Annotated in this window: 13 protein-coding genes; 4 read left to right on the forward strand and 9 right to left on the reverse strand. The window is 70.4% G+C overall.

The window, feature by feature from the left end; translation table 11 throughout:
- Positions 1–44 precede the first annotated feature (44 nt).
- Together EL493_RS07700 and EL493_RS07705 are read right to left on the reverse strand one after the other, a co-directional pair.
- A complete protein-coding gene (locus EL493_RS07700; protein ID WP_020684139.1) occupies positions 45–2,474 on the reverse strand; it encodes a helix-turn-helix domain-containing protein in 2,430 nt (809 codons plus the stop codon).
- 139 nt (positions 2,475–2,613) lie between these two features.
- Complete coding sequence (locus EL493_RS07705) at positions 2,614–3,447, reverse strand: SDR family oxidoreductase (protein WP_019045029.1); 834 nt, start codon at positions 3,445–3,447, stop codon at positions 2,614–2,616.
- A gap of 106 nt (positions 3,448–3,553) precedes the next feature.
- Here EL493_RS07705 and EL493_RS07710 point away from each other — a divergent pair, with 106 nt between their 5' ends.
- Entirely contained in the window at positions 3,554–4,213 is a 660-nt protein-coding gene (locus tag EL493_RS07710) for a TetR/AcrR family transcriptional regulator (protein ID WP_019045030.1), read from the forward strand.
- A 1-nt stretch (position 4,214) separates the two neighbouring features.
- Here the strand turns inward: EL493_RS07710 and EL493_RS07715 are convergent, their stop codons facing one another.
- The 3 genes from EL493_RS07715 to EL493_RS07725 all read right to left on the reverse strand — a co-directional run bounded on the left by EL493_RS07715 (position 4,215) and on the right by EL493_RS07725 (position 6,644).
- A complete protein-coding gene (locus EL493_RS07715) occupies positions 4,215–4,952 on the reverse strand; it encodes a CPBP family intramembrane glutamic endopeptidase (RefSeq protein WP_019045031.1) in 738 nt (245 codons plus the stop codon).
- Positions 4,953–5,078: 126 nt separating this feature from the next.
- The gene (locus EL493_RS07720; RefSeq protein ID WP_019045032.1) at positions 5,079–6,014 is read right to left on the reverse strand and encodes an RluA family pseudouridine synthase; all 936 of its coding nucleotides are present in this window, start codon (positions 6,012–6,014) and stop codon (positions 5,079–5,081) included.
- A 51-nt stretch (positions 6,015–6,065) separates the two neighbouring features.
- The gene (locus tag EL493_RS07725; protein ID WP_019045033.1) at positions 6,066–6,644 is read right to left on the reverse strand and encodes a putative glycolipid-binding domain-containing protein; all 579 of its coding nucleotides are present in this window, start codon (positions 6,642–6,644) and stop codon (positions 6,066–6,068) included.
- A 405-nt stretch (positions 6,645–7,049) separates the two neighbouring features.
- Here EL493_RS07725 and EL493_RS07735 point away from each other — a divergent pair, with 405 nt between their 5' ends.
- Both EL493_RS07735 and EL493_RS07740 read left to right on the forward strand, forming a co-directional pair.
- Positions 7,050–8,888: an ABC transporter ATP-binding protein gene (locus EL493_RS07735; protein WP_019045035.1), complete on the forward strand. Its 1,839-nt coding sequence runs from the start codon at positions 7,050–7,052 to the stop codon at positions 8,886–8,888.
- Entirely contained in the window at positions 8,885–10,621 is a 1,737-nt protein-coding gene (locus EL493_RS07740; protein WP_019045036.1) for an ABC transporter ATP-binding protein, read from the forward strand. Before EL493_RS07735 ends, EL493_RS07740 begins: the two co-directional genes overlap by 4 nt.
- Positions 10,622–10,671: 50 nt before the next feature.
- Here EL493_RS07740 and EL493_RS07745 read toward each other — a convergent pair whose 3' ends face one another.
- The 3 genes from EL493_RS07745 to EL493_RS07755 form a co-directional block, all read right to left on the reverse strand.
- On the reverse strand, positions 10,672–11,091 hold the full coding sequence (locus EL493_RS07745; protein WP_022565769.1) for a TIGR03667 family PPOX class F420-dependent oxidoreductase: 420 nt from the start codon (positions 11,089–11,091) through the stop codon (positions 10,672–10,674).
- Between the two features lie 72 nt (positions 11,092–11,163).
- The gene (locus EL493_RS07750; RefSeq protein ID WP_019045038.1) at positions 11,164–12,525 is read right to left on the reverse strand and encodes an alpha/beta hydrolase family protein; all 1,362 of its coding nucleotides are present in this window, start codon (positions 12,523–12,525) and stop codon (positions 11,164–11,166) included.
- A gap of 128 nt (positions 12,526–12,653) precedes the next feature.
- The gene (locus tag EL493_RS07755; RefSeq protein WP_022565768.1) at positions 12,654–13,361 is read right to left on the reverse strand and encodes a siderophore-interacting protein; all 708 of its coding nucleotides are present in this window, start codon (positions 13,359–13,361) and stop codon (positions 12,654–12,656) included.
- Between the two features lie 160 nt (positions 13,362–13,521).
- Between EL493_RS07755 and EL493_RS07760 the strand changes: the two genes are divergently transcribed.
- Complete coding sequence (locus EL493_RS07760; protein ID WP_030200479.1) at positions 13,522–14,802, forward strand: SidA/IucD/PvdA family monooxygenase; 1,281 nt, start codon at positions 13,522–13,524, stop codon at positions 14,800–14,802.
- Between the two features lie 173 nt (positions 14,803–14,975).
- Here the strand turns inward: EL493_RS07760 and EL493_RS07765 are convergent, their stop codons facing one another.
- Positions 14,976–15,665, reverse strand: a complete 690-nt coding sequence (locus EL493_RS07765) for a GNAT family N-acetyltransferase (RefSeq protein ID WP_198040794.1) — start codon at positions 15,663–15,665, stop codon at positions 14,976–14,978.
- Between the last annotated feature and the right edge of the window lie 5 nt (positions 15,666–15,670).

The raw sequence follows: 15,670 nt of genomic DNA on the forward strand, positions 1-15,670 counted from the left end.
TCCCCGGCCCCACGGGGGTGGGGCCGGGGCGCGGATCGGGGGGGTCAGCCGGTGAAGGCGTAGGGCTGGCGGATCTTTCGGGCGAATTCGACGATGTTGGTGACGGTGCTGCCGGAGACGCCCACCTCCGCGCCGATGCTGCGGGCGGACCAGGACTGGTCGGTGAGTTCGAGGATTTCCTCGATCTGGGCCAGGGTCAGGCGCAGGGGGTTGCGGTGGGCGATCTGGCGGGCCAGGGCGCGGACCTCGTTGTCGTCGTCGAAGTCGTAGTCTTCGGTGAGGTCTTCTTCGGGCTCGTCCGAATCGGCGTCGTCCTCGGCGACGTCGACAGCATCGGGGGTTGCCGTGTGAATCGAGTGCGGTTCCACCAGATCGGACTCGGCAACGTCGGTCTCGGAGTCCGAAGCGAATTCGGCGTCGGTCTCGGTTCCGATGGCGGCACTGGCGTCGGTCTCGGTTCCGGAGGCGGCTTCGGACGTCGGTGGGCTGTCCGCCGAGCTGGATTCGCGCGCCGGTGTTTCGAGCACGCGGGGCAGGTCGGCGGTGGCGCCTTCGAGCGTGGGCTGGGCCAGCAGGGTGAGCTGTTCCGGCTCGTCGGCCGGCTGTGGATCCTTGTGCAGTACTACCGAATCGGTAGGTGCCGAGGTGTCGCCGTTGCGGTCACGGGCGACGGAGCCGGCGTGCGCCGTCGCCTCGGGAACCGGGTCGGTACCGGTCGCGTCGCCGGCGGGGGAGTGCGCGGCGGCGGTCACCGGTATTCGCCGCACGGCGGGGGAGCCGTTGACGCGGGTGTGGTCGCCGTTGCGGCGGTGCTCGGCGGCGGCTTTGTGGATGAGTTCGAGGGTGCCGGGCGCGCTCGACTTGTCGGCGGTGAGCCGGCGGGTGATCACCGGTGACTGCGGGCGCTCGGGCGTGCGAGGAGTGGCGAGCGGCGGTTCGTCGGCCGAGTTGCCTGTCAGCACAGGCGATTCCGTCCCTGCGGAGCGTGCGGCGGGCTTGTCGACCGGGTTGTCCACCGGCGCGGACGGTTCCGTCACCGTAGAGCGTGCGGCGGGTTCGTCGACCGGGTTGTCCAACGGCGCGGACGGTTTCGTCGCCGTAGAGCGTATGGCGGGCATGTCGACCGAGTTGTCTACCGGCGCGGACGGTTCCGTCACCGTAGAGCGCGCGGCGAGCTTGTCAGCCGAGTCATATACCGGCGCAGATGGTTCCGTCATGACCGAGCGCGAGGCGGTGTCGGTCAGAAGCTCGGAGGCAAACTCATCGACGGTGGGTTCGTTCTCGACAGTGCCGGTCTCCTGCGCGGACGGGTTGAGCGCGTCGGACTCGCCGGCTGCCGACGTGGTCGAGGCGTTCGGCTCGGCCACGCGCTCGGAGGTGGGCCCGTCGGCGACGGGAGCGTTCTTCGTGGGTGCCGTACCGAGGACGGCCTCGGCTGCGGGCGTCGGCGCATTCGCGGGTGCCGCGGTCGGGGTGAGCGGAGCGTCGACGGTGTCCGCCGCGGTGGCAGCGGAGGCGGCTGCGGGACTGTCGGTGTGGGCCTGCGCCGCCGCGAAGCCTGGTGTGGCCGGTGCCGACTCGATATCGAGCGCAGGCTGAACAGCCGCGCTGCGAACCGGCGCAGGCCCGATACCGGAAACCACCGGCTCGTCGGACGAAACCCGCTCGGTAGCGGCGTAATTCGCGGTGGACCCCGGCAACTCCACCGACGCCCCTTCGATCAGTACCGCGTATCGCGCCGAAACCCAGGCGTGCAACCAGATCACCACGCCCACCATCACCGGGGCGATGGAGAATTCGGCGGCCCGGCCGTAGGAGCCGCTGGCCAGGTGGGGGCCCGCGTTGAGGGCGACGGTGGTGCCGAGGAGGGCGAGTTCGAAGACGAGGACCTTGCCGCGTTCGAGTTCGCGTCCCCAGCGGGCGGCGGTGGTGGCGGCGACCATGATGGTGATGATCGGGATGGAGATCATCGCCTCGATGCCGAAACTGAGCCAGTACAGCGGATCGCTCATGTCGCCGCTGGGCACCAGGTTGTGCTGGACGTTCACGCCCGCCCACACCATTCCGAGGACGACGACGCCGATCAGCGCCCGCGACGACCATTCCGCCCTGCGGTAGAGCTGGGCGAGTCGCGCGTCAGGGCTGGCGACGCGGCGGCGGGCGGCCAGCGCCTTGCGGTGCCAGCGGGCGTCGGCCTCGTCGGAGCGGCGGATGAGGGCGCCGGTGCGCCGGTCGCGCTGCTCGGCGGCGAGTTCGTCGGCGACGGCGCGGCGCCGCTGTTTGCGGCGCTGGGCGCGGATCCACTCGGCCAGTTCTCGTTCGGCGCGGATCTCGGAGTCGGACAGTGCGTCGTAGAGGGCCGTGTCGTGCTGCAGCGGGAGCTTGCCGCGCGCGGTGGCGACCTGCTGTGCGAGTGCCGTGATCTCGGTGTTCGGCGAGCTGACGGCATCCTCCATCGACCGATCGTCGGACATCTGGCGCCTTCCGGTCACTCGAACATATGGACTATCGAACATATGTGTGATTGCCAGAGAGCGTAAACGCCGTCCGGTCGCCGGTCAACGACAACGGCGCCCGGAAGGGAAACCGGCGGTCCGACACGCCGGGGACAGGTCAGTCGCGTTCGGGGCGCAGTGCTCGTCGCTCGTAGTCGGCGCGCGCCGCCGAGGAACCGACGGCCGCGACCTGATTCGGCACGGTGCGGCGCAACGCGATATCGCGCACGCGCTGCGGGAGCAGGCCGACCAGCCGCAGCAGCGGTCCGACATGCGCGGGCAGGATCACCTCGAACCGCGGCCGCTCCACCACGTCGAGCACGGCGCGTGCCACGTCGGCGGGCTGGAGGAGTTGCGCTGCGCCGGTGGCGGTTCCGGCCGCGAGCTCGGTGTCGACCACGCCCGGCATGATCGCCGACAGCCGCACCCCGCTGCCGCGTAACTCCTCGCGCACCCCGGTGAGATAGCCGAGGACACCGTGTTTGGTTGCGGCATAGGTGGATTCACCGGCGGGGGAGACCTTGGCCGCCACCGAGGCGATGGTGACGATGTGCCCACGTCCACGCGTGCGCATCGCGGGCGCGGCCAGGCGCACGCCCCGGATCACCCCGTGCAGATTCACCGCGATCATCCGGGTGGTCGCCGTGTCGGGTTCGGTGTCGAACGCGCCGACCCACATCACGCCCGCGTTGTTGACTAGTACGTCGATCGGTCCGAGCAGCGCCTCGGTGGTGGCGAGGAAGTCGTGGAAGGAGCGCTCGTCGGTGACGTCGAGTTCGCAGCCGTGCACCGTGCCGGGGAGTTCGCTCGCGGTCGCGCGGGCGGTGGTCCCGGACAGGTCGCCGATGCAGACGCGGGCGCCGGCCTCGGCGAACTGCCGGGCGATCTCGCGTCCGATGCCTGCGGCGCCGCCGGTCACCGCGACGACCCGGCCGGCGTGGGTGCGTTTCATCGACAAAAGCCTTTCGATCCAGCGCGTATACCTTTCTGACATGATGTCATGTCAGAAAATCGTGGCCTAGTATTCCACGCAGTCGCACCAGAAGGACAGGGCTCCGATGACAGAACAGTCCGCCGAGCGCCCGGCGGGTCGGCGGTACTCGGGACGCACCCCCGCCGAGCGGGTGACGCAGCGCCGCGCCGCGCTGCTCGACGCCGCGCTCGAACTGTTCGGCACCCAGGGCTACGCGGCCGGCTCGGTGAAGCAGCTGTGCGGCATCGCGGGCCTGACGGAACGCTATTTCTACGAGTCCTTCCGCGATCGCGAGGACTGCCTGGCCGCGCTGTACGGCGAACTGACCGCCGGCCTGCGGGACCGCACCCTGGCCGCGCTGCAGATCGCCGGCCCCGACCTCGACGACATGATCACCGCGGGCCTAGCCGCCTTCATCGCCTACCTCACCGAGGACCCGCGCCGCGCCCGGGTGGTGCTCATCGAGGTGGTCGGCGTGTCGGCCACGATGGAGGAGCGCAGGCACGGCGTGCTGCGCGACTACGCCGAGCTGGTGGCGGGGTTGTGGGCGTCGGCGCGGGCCCGGCCGCTGCCCGAGCGCAGTCGTCTCACCTGCGTCGCTGTGGTCGGCGGGGTGAACCATCTCCTGGTCGACTGGCTGATGGACGAGCGCACCACCCACCCCGACGACCTGGTCGAGATCTGCGCGAACATCTTCGCCGCCGTCCGCGACGCCACCGACCCCGCCCTGGCGACCGACCGCTGACTCAGCGCAGCGCGGTGTGCCAGACGATGGCGGCGGCGAGGGCGCCCGCGCCGTTGAGCGACCAGTGCAGCGCGATGGGGGCGAGCAGGCTGCCGCTGCGGCGGCGCAGCCAGGTGAAGACGACGCCCGCGGCGGCGGTCGCGGCGACGGCGAGGGTGATGCCGATGACCTGGCCGACGATGCCGCCGCCGACGATCCCGGACAGGCCCTTGTTACCGCTGGTCAGGCCGAGCGAGGACGCGATGTGCCAGAAGCCGAACAACAGCGAGCCCGCCGCGAACAGTCCGCGCACGCCGAGCACCCGGTCGAGGGTGCCGTGCAGCACGCCACGGAATGCGAGTTCCTCGGGGATCACGGTCTGCAGCGGGATGACGATCATCGACGCGATGAGCGCGCCGGAGATCGTGGCGTACCGGTCGGCGAGGAAGAACGGCCGGGTGATCGGCAGCAACGCGCCGATGGCGACCGCGGTGAGCACGATGCCGACCGCGCCGAGCGCGTAGACCGTGCCGCGCCGCCAGTGCCGGGGTGACAGGCCGAGTTCTGCCCAGCCCAGTCCGCGCTTGCGCATCAGCGCCAGCAGCGCGAAGGCCGCCACCGGCACGGTGACGATATTCGCCCACGCGGTGGTGAAATGCGCGATGAGATTCGTCCCGGCGAGGACCACGACGACCACGGCGATATCGATGTACGCGTGCAGCGTGGGCCGGGGTGCGGCGACGGTGGCGGGAACTGGCACCCGACCGAGTGTACGGAAATATCACGAAATGGAAACGGCCGGATGAATGCCGGTCGCCAGGCGAATGTGGGGCCGACCGGGATCCAGGGCGCCGATCAAGATCGAAAATGGGGGCGGTGCTGTGAGCTACTCGACACCGGCCCAGCCGGGCAGGTCGGTCCAGGCCTGGAGACTGCGCGCGGTCTCGAACCGGCGCAATTGCCCGCTGAGCGGATCGGTGAATTCCAGCGACGCGGCCAGCAACTGCAACGGCCGGGTGTAGTCGTCGACCGATTTGTCGGTGACCACCGGATAGAAATCGTCGCCCAGAATCGGCACGCCGAGGCTGTTCATATGCAGCCGCAGCTGATGGGTGCGGCCGGTGTGCGGCCGCAGCCGGTAGCGCCCGAGCCCGTCGCGGTGCTCGACGAGTTCCACCTCGGTCTCGGCATTGGGCTCGCCCGGCACCTCCTGGGCGGCGAGGACCTGCTTCTCCTTGATGATCCGGCTGCGCACGGTGCGCGGCAGCTCGAGCGCCGGATCGTAGGGGGCGATCGCCTCGTATTCCTTGCGCACGGTGCGGCGATGGAACATCGTCTGATAGGCGCCGCGCGCGGCCGGGTTCACCACGAACAGCACCAGTCCCGCCGTCACCCGGTCGAGCCGGTGGGCCGGGATCAGATCCGGCAGGTCGAGTTCGCGGCGCAGCCGCACCAGCGCGGTCTGCAGGATGTGCTGCCCACGGGGGATGGTCGCCAGGAAGTGCGGCTTGTCGACCACCAGGATGTCGTCGTCACGGTGCACGACGCCGATCTCGAACGGCACCTCGATCTCGTTCGGCAGGTCCCGGTGGAACCACACCGCGCCGCCGGGGACGAAGGGCGCGTCCGGGGCGACCGGCCCGTCCAGATCCACGATCTCGCCCGACCGCAGCATCTCGTCGATCCGGGCTGGGTCCACCCGCGGCAGCCGCTCGACCAGGTGCTCGCGCACGGTCGTCCAGTGCCCGTCCTCCGGGAATCGGAGCCGGGCCGGATCGAGGCCGTGCCGCTTGGGCAGCGGCGGCTGCTGCCTGCGTCGCATGGACCCAGTGTCCACGGCGGGTCGGCGCGCTCGCGCCGGCGGCCCCCGATGTCAGGCCGTGCGGGTGGCGAGGCCGGGGTAGTCGACGATCAATCCGGACGGGTCGTAGTCGAGCGTGGCGTGGTAGTCGAAGGCGGGCGCTCGGTAGTCGTAGCGGTGCCCGGCGCCGTCGGCGAGCCGGCGATAGTGCTGCGGTAGCCGGCGCAGCGCGAGGTCGGTGGCACCGACGTAGACCGCGGGGGCGTCGGCGGCGTCGCCGATCGTGAGGCCGAGCCGGTGGACCGGCAGCGCGTTGGTGAACGCCGAGGCTTCCAGGTCGATGTCGAGACAGCCGTCGAACTCCGGCGCGGGCACACCGTCGACCTGCCAGCGGCCCAGGCCGTCGGACTGCACGGTGACCGAGCGCCGCGTGTCCGCGTATCGGCCGGTGACCTGCGCCGATCGCGTGTGCCAGCTGCCGTCCAGGCGTAGCCGGTAGTCGATCGCCCAGGCCAGTCCGTCCTCGACCGCCGTCGCGCAGCCCTCGACCAGGATTCCGCGTTCGTCGTCGCGGAAATAGGTCACTTCGAACCCGGTGCGCGCCTGCTGATGCCGCCAGGCGGCCGAGGGTGGCAAAGGGGTGAACACCATAAAGGCATTCCCGGAATTCTCGTGCTCAATCGCTAACCGGCGCGCTGGTCGAGGACCATCAATTTCGCTTCGACCAGGGTGTGCCGGGCCCGTCGCCGTACCCGGCACAGATCGACGCTGCATTCGAGGTGAATCTGCATGGCCCGATGCGCCTGTTCGGGTGTCAGGTTTCCGGGGTCGGTGTAGCAGTCCGTGGTCGCCGAAATTATTGACGTGACAAACATATTCGCTCTCCCGCCGCGAAAAGGGATTCGGAGGTAGGGAGGAAATTACGCCCGGTATGTCGAATTGCCGAGGGGGTTGACTGGCAGTTCACACAAGCTTCCCCGGTCGGCCACAACCGCTCAACTTAGGCTAACCTACCCTTGGCACACTGCCGTGGACAGGTCGAGAGGGCGAGAAGGTATGACGGTGCAGGTAGCGCCGCCGCCGGGGGCGGAGTCGGGGAACCGGCTGCCCAGGGCGGCCGCGAAAGCGCAGAAACAACAGGAGGCGCAGGCGCGCAAGGAGATTCTCGCGCCGGTGTCGGGGATGCTCACGGTGGCGAGCCTGCTCGTCGCCCTCGCCTCGATCTGCACCGTGGTCCCGTTCCTGCTGATCGTGCAGGCCTGCCGGGAACTGCTGGAGTCCCCGGTCGACACCGACCGGGTGTGGTGGTTGTTCGGCGCGGCCGTCGTCGTGCTGGTGGTGCGCGCGCTGCTGCAGGCTGTCGCGCTCACCTGGTCGCACGCCGTCGACGCCGGCTACCAGCTGACCCTGCGCCGGGCACTGGCCGACAAGCTCACCCGGGTCCCGCTCGGCTGGTTCGGTGAACGCAGCTCCGGCGAGGTCAAGACGTATCTGCGCGACGACGTCGAAGCGCTGCACTACCTGGTCGCGCACGCCCGGCTGGAGTTCGTCGGCGCGCTGGTGGTGCCGCTGGTCACCCTCGGTTACCTGTTCACCGTGGACTGGCGGCTCACCCTGGTGCTGCTGATCCCGCTGATCGCCTACTTCTTCCTGTTCGGCAAGATCATGGACCGCGACGGCCGCGACCGGCTCGCGGTCTACACCCGCTGGGAGCGGCGCACCGCCGAGGCCACCATCGAATTCGTCGACGGCATCCAGGTGGTGCGCGCGTTCGGTCAGGCGGGCAAGGCGCACACCGAGTTCCAGGCGGCGGTCGACGGCCAGGTGCAGGCGGCGCACCGGATGAAGATGCCGATCATCCGCGTGCAGTCGGCCTCCGACATCGTGGTGATGCCGGTCTTCGTCATGCTGATCGTGATCGTCGGCGGGCTCGGCTTCGTCGGCCTCGGCTGGGTGGACCCCCTCGACCTGCTGCCGTTCCTGCTGGTCGGGCTGGGTATCGGCAGTTCGCTGCTCGGCCTCGGCTACGGTTCGCAGGCCCTGCGCGCCGGTGCGGCCGCGGCGCAGCGCCTGCACGAGCTGCAGCGGACGCCGGAGCTGGAGATCGTCGCGTCGACCACGGCGGCGGGCGGTCCGGACGGTGTCGTCCGCTTCGAGGGTGTCGAATTCGCCTACCGCAGTGGTCACGACGTGCTGCGCGGCATCGACCTCGAGCTGACGCCGGGCACCATCACCGCGCTGGTCGGCCCGAGCGGCTCGGGCAAATCGACGCTGGCCAAGCTGCTGCCCCGGTTCTACGACGTGGGCGCGGGCCGGATCACCATCGACGGCCGCGACATCCGCGAATTCAGCAGCGAAGAGCTGTACCGCACCGTCGGATTCGTGTTCCAGGACGTGCGCCTGATCCGCGGCTCGATCCGGGAGAACCTGCTGATCGCGCGCCCCGACGCCGACGACGCCGCCATCGAGCGGGCCAGCCGGGCCGCCCAGATCCACGACCGGATCACGGCGCTGCCGCGCGGCTACGACTCCGAGATCGGCGTCGACGCCACCCTGTCCGGCGGTGAGGCGCAACGGCTCTCGATCGCCCGCGCCCTGCTGGCCGACACCCCGGTGCTGGTGCTCGACGAGGCCACCGCCTTCGCCGACCCCGAATCCGAGGCCGCGGTCCAGGACGCGCTGGCCGCGCTGGTCGCCAACCGCACGGTGCTGGTGATCGCGCATCGCCTGCACACCATCACCGGCGTCGACCGGATCCTGGTGCTGGAGAACGGCACCCTCGTCGAACAGGGCACACACGCCGAACTGCACGCCGCGGGCGGGTTGTATCAGCGGCTCTGGGAGATCAACGAGGCCGCGCTCGGCACGCTCGCGCTGGTGGAGGAAACACGATGATCCGCAAGGTTTTCCGGCTCGTCCCCGACGAGTTCGCCCCGCTCATCCCGCGCCTGCTCGCGGCCATCGTGATCCAGGCGCTGTGCCAGGCCGTCGCGTATCTGCTGCTGGTGCCGGTGCTGGAGGCGCTGTTCGGCGACGATCTGGACCAGGCCTGGCTGTGGGCCCTCGGCATGGCCGCCGCCGTGGCGGGCGTGATCGTCTTCGGCTATCTGCAGGCCGTGATCGGGCTGCGGATCGGGCTCGGGATGCAGCGCGGGCTGCAGACCCGCCTGGGCGATCAGCTCAACGCGCTGCCGCTGGGCTGGTTCGAGGGCCGCGACGCCGGTCCGCTGTCGCGGGTGATGGTCGAGCAGGTCCGCGAGATGCAGGGCCTGATCGCCTACCTGCTCACCAAGGTGCTCACCGGCATCATCGTGCCGCTGGTCGTCGCGCTCGGCATGCTGGTCGTCGACTGGCGGATCGGCGTGGCCATGCTGCTGGCCGCGCCGGTGCTCTACCTGGTGAACAACCTGGCCAACCGGGCCTACACGGGCGCCGACGCGCGCCTGCACGCCGCGGCGGCCGAGGCCGATTCGCGGGTCGTGGAATTCGCGCAGGCGCAGCCGGTGCTGCGGGCCTTCGGCGCGGTCGGCGCGGGCAACAAGGCGCTGGACGCGGCGCTGGTCGGGCAGCGCTCGGCGGTGCGCAAGATGATGGTCGCGACGGTGCCGGGACTGATCGTCTTCGCGCTCTTCGTGCAGGCGGTGTTCCTGGTGCTGGCCTACATCGCGGTGGTGCAGGTGACCGACGGCTCGATCTCGGCCGCCGCGGCGATCGCGCTGATCGCGGTGAGCTCGCGCTTCATCGAACCGGTCAACCAGGCCGCGCAGCTGGGCGCCGCGCTGCGCTCGGCCGCGGCCGCCGCCGACCGGATCACCGATCTGCTGGCCGAGCCCACCCTGCCGGCGCCCACCGAGCCGGTGACCCCCGGCGCGCCCGCGGTCGTCTTCGACGACGTGAGCTTCGGCTACCGCCCCGGCGAGCCGGTGTTGTCGAACCTGTCGTTCACCGTGCCCGCGGGCACGACCACCGCGATCGTCGGACCCAGCGGTGCGGGCAAGACCACGCTGCTGCGCCTGGCCGCCCGCTTCTACGACGTGGAGTCCGGCGCGGTGTCGGTCGGCGAACACGATGTGCGCGAACAGCCGTCGGAGACCCTGCTCGATCAGCTGTCGCTGGTCTTCCAGAACGTCTACCTGTTCAACCGTTCGGTGGCCGACAACATCCGCATCGGCAAGCCCGGCGCCACCGACGCCGAGCTCGACCGCGCGGCGGTCGCGGCCAGGGTCGACGAGATCGTCGAGCGCCTGCCCGACGGCATCGACACCATGGTCGGCGAGGGCGGCACCTCGTTGTCCGGCGGTGAGCGCCAGCGGGTTTCGATCGCCCGCGCCCTGCTCAAGGACGCGCCGATCGTGCTGCTCGACGAGGCGACCAGCGCGCTCGACCCGCACAGCGAGGCCGTGGTGGTGCGCGGCATCCACGAATTGACCAGGGACAAGACGGTTCTCGTCGTCGCGCACCGGCTCTCGACCATCGCGCACGCCGACCAGATCCTGTTCCTGGACAACGGGCGGATCGCCGAACGCGGCACCCACGCGGAACTGCTGGCGCTGGACGGGCGCTACGCCGCCTTCTGGAACGAGCGCGAACGCGCCACCGGCTGGCGACTGGAGTCCGTCTCCGCCTGATCCGGACCGAAAAGGGGCCGTCGCGCGTGCGACGGCCCCTTTTCGTGTGTTCAGAAGCCGCGCAGGCGATCCGGTGTGATGTGGATCGGGGTCGAGTACGTCTGGAAGAACTCGTCCTCGGTCATCTTGATGTCGACGAAGCCCTGCGTGTATTTGCGCACGTAGTCGGCCACCGTCTCCGCGCTCACCGGCTCGCCGACCCGCGCGGTCCCGGTGAACACGGCGACCTCGCCGCCGGTGTCGGTGCTGTTGAAGTTCAGCGCCACCCGGGGATTGCGGGCGAGGTGGGCCAGCCGCTTCGCCGCGGGCATGGTGTAGATCAGGAACGTCGAGTCCTGCCACAGGAACCACACCGGGTTGGGTTGCGGGGTGCCGTCGGCGCCGAGGGTGGTGAGCCAGATGACGTGCTCGTCGGCCAGGCGGCGGGCCACCTGGGCGCCGAAGGGAGTGCTCTCGTCGGGAACGGTCACGGTGTGCTCCTCGCGGGGTCGGGTGCCGGACGGCGTCCTGGTCTCCACCTTGGCCGAACTCGGCCGCGACCGCTACCGGCCCGCCACCGGTCCGCCCTCGACGCCGGGGTGCGCGGCCGCCGCTGCCGCGATCGCGGCGTGCTCGCCGCGTAGGAACGGCACCAGGATGTCGTTGGCGGTGCGCTGGGTGTCCACCGCGTCGCGCGATCCGGCGAACAGATTGCGGGCCACGACACGGACCGGTGCGGCGAGGAATTGGTGCACGTCGGCGAAGCCGTAGTGGTCGGCGTCGGTGATCTCGTAGCGGAAGCCGGGGGCCCGCAACCGGTGCAGGACGGCGTTGTTGCCGTCGGTGTAGCGCGCGGAGTGGCCGGTCACGTCGTGGTCGCTCTCCAGCAGCAGTACCGGGCGGTCCAGCGAGCGTTCGGTCAGGTCGCCGTAGAGCGTGCCGTCGATATTGGCGGCGGCGGTCAGGCGCGGATCGGTGGACAGCGCCGACAGCGCGGCGGCGCCGCCGAGGGAGTGGCCGATCGCGGTGACCTGGGCGAGGTCGACGCGGCCCGCCAGCGGGCCGAGCGTGTCCGGTCGGCCCAGCTGGTCCAGCACGAAACGCAGGTCGGCCGTGCGGGTGTCGAGGCGTTCGGTCATGTACCGGAGCTGGTCGGGATCGTCGGCGGCGATGTTCTCGACCGTGGTGGCGACGGTGCCGTCGGCCAGTTCGGTGACGCCCGATTCGTAGGGATGGTCGACGGCGAGGACGACGAAACCGCGACTGGCCAGGTCGGTGGCGAGTCCGGTGTAGAAGGCGCGCGGCGCGCCGTAGCCGGGGGAGAACAGCACCACCGGCCAGCGTTCCCGCTCCGGCGCGACATCGACGTCGGCCGCCGCGTTGGTGTCGATGTGGCTGTAGTTCGACAGGACGAAGCCGGGAATCATCGACACCCGATCGGGCAGCCTGCCGTCGCCGTCGAGGTAGACGTACTGCCTGCCGGAGACCTGCTCGGCCGGATACCAGGCCTGCGCGACGACATTGCGCCGGTCATCGGCCGCGGTCACCGGCTCGGGCCGCGACTCGTCGACCCAGCGGAAGATCTCCGAGCCGACCGCGTAGGGCCCGGTGGGTTCGGGCAGCTCGGGCACCGGCGGCAGCGCCCACGGCAGCAGCGACAGCGCGGCGAGAACCCCGATCCCGGAGCGGAACAGCACGCGCTTGCCCGCACCCGCGGTCATCACGAACGCGAACATCACCGCGATCAGCAGGTAGGCGGGCAGCCAGTGCCAGTAGTAGTCCTCGACGATCGCCAGCAGCAGGGCGTAGATGACGAGGACCGGCAGGGCGAAGGGTGCGGCCCGCCTGCCGATCCGGGGCGCGGCGACCAAGGTGATCGCCAGCGCCACGGTGGCCACCAGCAGGACGGCGTCGAGGACGGACACGCGCGCTCGTTTCGCTCGGGGTCGGTGCGCGGATCACCGACCGGCTCGATCAGCTTGCCGCGGTGGCGGCTACGCGCGCATCGGCACCGAGGCCGATCCGTGGTCACCCCGGAGGATGACCGCGGGTCTCACTTCCAGTAGGCCTGCGACTTGATCGCGGTCTTGGGCAGCGCGTGCTGACCCTTGAGCGTCTTCACGATCGAGCGGGTGGTCTGGCCGCAGCACGCGACCCACGCGAAGGCGTCGCCCGCGCAGCTCATCTCCTGCGCGGCCTCGCGCATCAGCCTGCCGTCGTCGACCCGCTGCAGCCAGGTGAGCTGGTGGTGCGGCTTGTTGCGCACCGGGATGGTCTGGTCGGACTCGTACTGCCACTCCAGCCAGACCCGCGCCGGGGTGTCACCGATGGCGTCGAGCAGCGAGTTGATGGCGGGCAGCGAGGCGGTGTCACCGAAGACGACGTACTCGCCGGGGGTCTGCTCGGGGAGCTGGAAGTCCGAGCCGAGGACCGTCGCCTCGAGCGGGTCGCCTGCCTTGGCGCGGGCGGCCCAGTTGGCGGCCGGGCCGTTGTGCAGCGCGAAGTCGATGTAGGCGGTGCCGGTCTCGGGGTCGGGGTCGACGAGGGTGTAGCCGCGGTGGTGCAGCTTGTCGCTCTCGGCGTCGGGGATCCACAGGCGGATCCACTGGGTGGGGTGCACGGGGTGGTCGGCGAGCAGGCCGCCCAGGTCGACGCCGATCCGGATGAACTTGTCGGTGATCTGCTCGGAGGACGTCACCGTCAGCTTGTAGTCGGCGCCACCCCAGGCCTTGGTGATGAGGCCGTTCAATCCCTTACCCATGCCGTTAGGTTAGCCTAAGGTCACTTGTTTGTCTGCATAGGCGTTCGGGGGGCGCGTTGGTCAGATAAGGTAAGCCTATGCAAATATGGGGTTCGTGTCCGGGGATTCGCCCTGTGGACGATCCCGGCGCGATATGCGTGAGAGAGCGGAGAACGAACCGGTGGAAACCCTCCTGGTAGTCGGCGCGGGGCCGAAAGCCCTTGCGGTGGCAGCGAAATCGCACGTCCTGCGCACTCTCGGCCTGCCCGCGCCGCGCGTGGTCGTCGTGGAGTCGCACGCGGTCGGCGGCAACTGGCTGCCCAGCGGCGGCTGGACCGACGGACAGCACCGCCTCGGCACCAGCCCCGAGAAGGACATCGGCTTCCCGTACCGCTCCACCTGGGCGCGCGGCCACAACCGCGAGATCGACCAGGCGATGTCGGCCTTCAGCTGGACCGCGTTCCTCATCGAACACGGCACCTACTCCGAATGGATCGACCGCGGCAGGCCGAGCCCGCAGCACCACGTGTGGGCCAAATACCTGCAGTGGGTGGCCAAGTCGATCGATCTCGACCTGGTTCTCGGCCGGGTCACGAGCATCGGCCACGGTGGCACCGGTGAGCAGTGGCAGGTCGAGGTCGTCGACGCCGACGGCAACCGCTCCGAGCTCACCGCCGACGGACTGATGATCACCGGCCCCGGCCGCAGCAGCCGCGCGCTGGCCGAGGACCCGCGCGTGCTCAGCATCGCCGAGTTCTGGGATCTGGCAGGCAAGCGCAGCCTGCCCGCCGCCTCCCGCGCCGCGGTGATCGGCGGCGGCGAGACCGCGGGTTCGGCGCTGGACGAGCTGGTCCGGCACGAGATGCTGACCATCTCGGTGATCTCGCCGATGGCCACCCTCTACACCCGCGGCGAGAGCTTCTTCGAGAACTCGCTGTTCAGTGATCCGGTGAAGTGGAACGCGCTCAGCATCCAGGAGCGCCGCGACGTGATCCGCCGCACCGACCGCGGGGTGTTCTCGGTGCGCGTGCAGGAGAGCCTGCTCGGCGACAACCGGGTCCACCACCTGCAGGGCCGGGTCACCAAGATTGCGGCGCAGGGCGAGGCGCTGGCGCTGACCCTCAGCAACGAGCTGCGTGCCGACCAGGTGCACAACTTCGATCTGGTCGTCGACGCCACCGGCGGACAGCCGCTGTGGTTCGTCGACCTGTTCGACCAGCAGACCGCCGACCTGCTCGAACTCGCGGTGGGCGGCCCGCTCACCCAGCAGCGGATCGAGTCCTCGATCGGCTACGACCTGGCCGTCACCGGCCTGGCGGGCAAGCTGTACCTGCCGAACATGGCGGCCATGGCGCAGGGCCCCGGCTTCCCGAATCTGTCCTGCCTGGGCGAACTCTCGGACCGCGTGCTGCGCACCGAGCCGGCCAGGGCTCGCGCCGGCGCGGCGCTCGCCGCTCGCTGAGTTTTCGGAGCGCTGGCGCGCTCGAGGTCGCGGCCCCTTGGGTCCCGCCGGTCAGGCACCGTTGCTTGCTCCTTCGTCGCGTACGCAACGGCGCCTGACCGGCGGGACGGCCGCGACGGCCGCTGCGCGGCCTGCCCCTCCTCGGGGTCGGGGCGTGCGGGGCCCGGTGGGAGTCAGTCGCGGGCGACCGGGAGGTCGGCCGGGGTGCGCGGGGTCGCGTAGAGGGCGATGCGGCGGGTGGGGCGGACGTCGAATTCGCCGACGCGGTGCCAGCCGATCTTGTCGAAGCTGCGGCAGATGGCCTGGTTGCGGTGGTCCGGGTCGCCGACCACGCGGCGGCATTCGGGATTCGCGGCGAAGATCGCGGTGGCCATGCCTGCGATCCAGGCGGACATGATGCCCTTGCCGATCACCCGGGTGTCGGCGGTGGCGATGTGGAAGCCGATGTCGCCGGGGCGGGCGTCGTAGAGGCGGCCGATCTCGTCCTTGGCGGCGCGGTACAGCTCGATGTAGGCGATGTCGCGCACGCCCAGCTCGGGCTCGCCGAGGACGGCGAAGTCGAGGCTGAGAATGTGTGGGCGCGAATAGGTTCCGGCCAGCTGGGCCCGGATGTCGGCGCGGCGGCGGTCGGCGTCGTAGTCCTGTTCCCAGGACTCGAGCAGGTGCGGGCGGGCCATCCACTCGGCCAGCAGCTCGGGGTCGGTGCCGTCCGGGTCGGCTACGCGCATCGAGAACGGTGCCTCGAACACCGGCAGCGCGGGCGCCGGCGCTGCGGCCACGTCGGCGGGCAGGTCGGTCTGCTCGCGGGGCAGCACGTAGGGGGTCCCGGCGCGGGTCATCAGCTGGGTGCTCCGTTCGATCATCACCT

The sequence above is a fragment of the Nocardia asteroides genome (assembly GCF_900637185.1).
In the GTDB taxonomy this organism is placed as follows: Bacteria; Actinomycetota; Actinomycetes; order Mycobacteriales; family Mycobacteriaceae; genus Nocardia; species Nocardia asteroides.